Raw genomic sequence first — 3,416 nt, 5'->3', positions numbered from 1 at the left:
GGGGCGGTCAGGTTGAAGTCCGCCGATAGGTTTATGGTCTCGCAAAGGTCGGTTATGGTCCAGGTCACGGTCGCCGTTCCACCGGTACAAAGCTCAGGTATTGTCACGGTCGCACTGTCGTTTGACAGCACGGGGGAACATCCACCGGCCTGCGCAATGGCAGTCGATTGTGCCGCCACCCAGTTGTTGAAGGCTGTGTCCACTTCCGCTTGGTCCGCAAAGTCACATGACTGTGCGTCAAGGTCCGCAGGGTCGCTATAGGTCACTGCCGTAGGGGCGGTCAGGTTAAAGTCCGCCGAAACATTTATGGTCTCGCAAAGGTCGGTTATGGTCCAGGTCACGGTCGCCGTTCCGCCTGTACAAAGCTCAGGTATTGAAACCGAGGCACTGTCGTTTGACAGAACAGGGGAACATCCGCCGGCCTGCGCAATGGCGGTCGATTGAGCGTTTACCCAGTTACTGAACGCGGTGTCCACTTCCGTTTGGTCCGCAAAGTCGCATGACTGTGCGTCCAGGTCCGCAGGGTCGTTATAGGTCACTGCGGCAGGCGCTGTCAAGTTAAAGTCCGCCGAAACATTTATGGTCTCGCAAAGGTCGGTTATGGTCCACGTAACGGTCGCTGTTCCACCGGTACAAAGCTCAGGTATGGTCACGGTCGCACTGTCGTTTGACAGTATGGGGTTGCATCCTCCAGTGATATTAATTAAAGATGTTTGATTGGTCACCCAATTATTGAACGCTGTGTCCACTTCCGCTTGATCCGCAAAGTCACATGACTGTGCGTCAAGGTCCGCAGGGTCGCTATAGGTCACGGCAGCAGGAGGAGTAACTGTATAGGTTGCACTTGTATTAATATTTTCACAAATATCATCGATAAACCAAGTAACAGTTACATTGCCACCATTACACAAATCAATGGACTGTCCAACAAAATCATGGGTCACCTCAGGTGAACCACCTGTAAGACTGTTTGTAATAATATCTGTTTGCGCAGAAACCCATGCCGCAATATCAGCATCTAGGTCATTTTGGGCTACAACAGGATTATCATTGTCAAAATCACAAGAATTTACGTCTTTAGCAGATGGGTTGTTAAAATTAATGCCATCAGGTTGTGTAAAGGTGTAAGTGGCCGTAGGATTTGTGGTCTCGCACAGATCCTCAACAGTCCACGTTATTGTTATACTTCCAGTAGCACAGAAAGATATGGATTGGTCAACAAAATCATTGGTTATTGTTGGGTTACATCCTCCTGAAATGTTATTTGTAATATTGTCTGTTTGAGCAGCAACCCAAGCGGCAATATCAGCATCAAGGTTAGCTTGAGCTACGTTGGCATCAGGGTCGTCAAATTCAGCTGCAGAAGAGGCATCATCTTGGGGATTGTTATAAGTTACTGGCTGTGGAGCAACTAAAGTATAAGTTGCTTCATGAGTATGTACTTCACATAAATCGTTAACAGTCCATGTTATGGTTAAAGAACCTCCTGAACACAAATCAATAGATTGATTTGTAAAATCATGTGTTGATGTTGGTGAACAACCACCGATAAAAGTTGACGTTGTAATATTTGTTTGCTCTGCAACCCATGCAGCTATGTCATTATCCAAAGCTGCTTGTGCAATATTAGGGTCAATATCATAAAAATCACAGGTATTGGCCGTTTTACCAGTTGGCTCTTGATGTTCTAAAGTTTGTGGTGCCGTCAGGTTGAAATCTGCCGATAGGTTTATGGTCTCGCAAAGGTCGGTTATGGTCCAAGTCACGGTCGCCGTTCCGCCTGTACAAAGCTCAGGTATGGTCACGGTCGCACTGTCATTTGACAGAACAGGGGAACATCCACCGGACTGAGCAATGGCAGTGGACTGAGCTGCCACCCAATTGCTGAACGCGGTGTCCACTTCTCCTTGGTCGGTAAAGTCACATGATTGCGCGTTAAGATTCGCAGGGGTGTCATATGTTACCACAGAAGGAGCCGTTAGGTTGAAGTCTGCCGATAGATTGATGGTCTCACAAAGGTCGGTTATGGTCCAGGTCACGGTCACTGTTCCACCGGTACAAAGCTCAGGTATGGTCACGGACGTACTGTCGTTCGACAGAACAGGGGAACATCCACTGGCCTGCGCAATGGCAGTGGACTGAGCCGCTACCCAGTTACTGAAGGCAGTGTCCACTTCCGCTTGGTCCGCAAAGTCGCAAGACTGTGCGTCAAGGTCCGCAGGGTCGCTATAGGTCACTGCTGTAGGAGCGGTCAAGTTGAAACTGGCAGTTATATTTGTAATAGTCTCGCAAAGGTCTGTTATGGTCCAGGTCACGGTCGCCGTTCCACCTGTACAAAGCTCAGGAATGGTCACCGATGCACTGTCGTTCGACAGGACAGGGGAGCAACCACCGGCTTGCGCAATCGCGGTCGACTGTGCGGCCACCCAGTTGTTGAACGCGGTGTCCACGGCTGCTTGGTCGGCAAAGTCGCATGATTGCGTGTCAAGATTCACAGGGGTGTCATATGTCACCACACTAGGAGCCGTTAGGTTGAAGTCTGCCGATAGGTTTATGGTCTCGCAAAGGTCTGTTATGGTCCAGGTCACGGTCGCCGTTCCACCTGTACAAAACTCAGGTATTGAAACCGAGGCACTGTCATTTGACAGAACAGGGGAACATCCACCGGCCTGCGCAATGGCGGTCGATTGTGCCGCTACCCAATTGTTGAAGGCTGTGTCCACTTCCGCTTGGTCGGCAAAGTCGCATGACTGTGCGTCAAGGTCCGCAGGGTCGCTATAGGTCACTGCCGTAGGCGCTGTCAAGATAAAGTCTGCCGAAACGTTTATGGTCTCGCAAAGGTCGGTTATGGTCCAGGTCACGGTCGCTGTTCCACCGTCACAAAGCAGGGGCACGGAAACAGATGCACTGTCGTTTGACAATATAGGCGCACAGCCACCTGAGATGGCGAACAAACTGGTTTGGTTTGCCACCCAACTGTTGAAAGCTGCATCGACACCGGCCTGATCGGTAAAGTCACATGACTGTGCGTCCAGGTTTGTAGGAGCTGTGTATGCAATCGGGTCAGAAGGCGTAACGGTATATGTCGCTGTCGTGTTTATGGTCTCGCAGATATCGTCAATGGTCCATGTAACGGTTATGTTTCCACCGGCACATAGGTCAATGGACTGTCCCACAAAATCATGGGTCACGTCAGGGGAGCCACCTGTAAGACTGTTTGTGATGACGTCGGTTTGTGCGGCAACCCAAGCAGCAATGTCAGCATCCAGGGCGTTTTGGCCGGCAATCGGGTCGTTTACGCTGAAATCACAGGAGTTCACGACCTTTCCGGTTGGGTTCGTAAAGCTTATGCCGTCAGGCTGTGTAAAGGTATAGGTGGCCGTAGGATTTGTGGTCTCGCACAGGTCCTGAACGGT

The 3,416-nt window shown here is 50.3% G+C and carries 1 protein-coding gene; it reads right to left on the bottom strand.

All coding sequences use genetic code 11. The features are described 5' to 3' along the window. On the bottom strand, positions 1-3,416 hold a 3,416-nt coding region (locus WJN01_RS15430), incomplete at both ends, for a hypothetical protein (protein WP_445198052.1).

Source organism: Tamlana sedimenti (assembly GCF_038148895.1).
Classification (GTDB): domain Bacteria; phylum Bacteroidota; class Bacteroidia; order Flavobacteriales; family Flavobacteriaceae; genus Tamlana.
The sequence above is the reverse complement of the archived record's forward strand: the minus strand, read 5'-3'. Positions and strand labels throughout refer to the sequence as shown.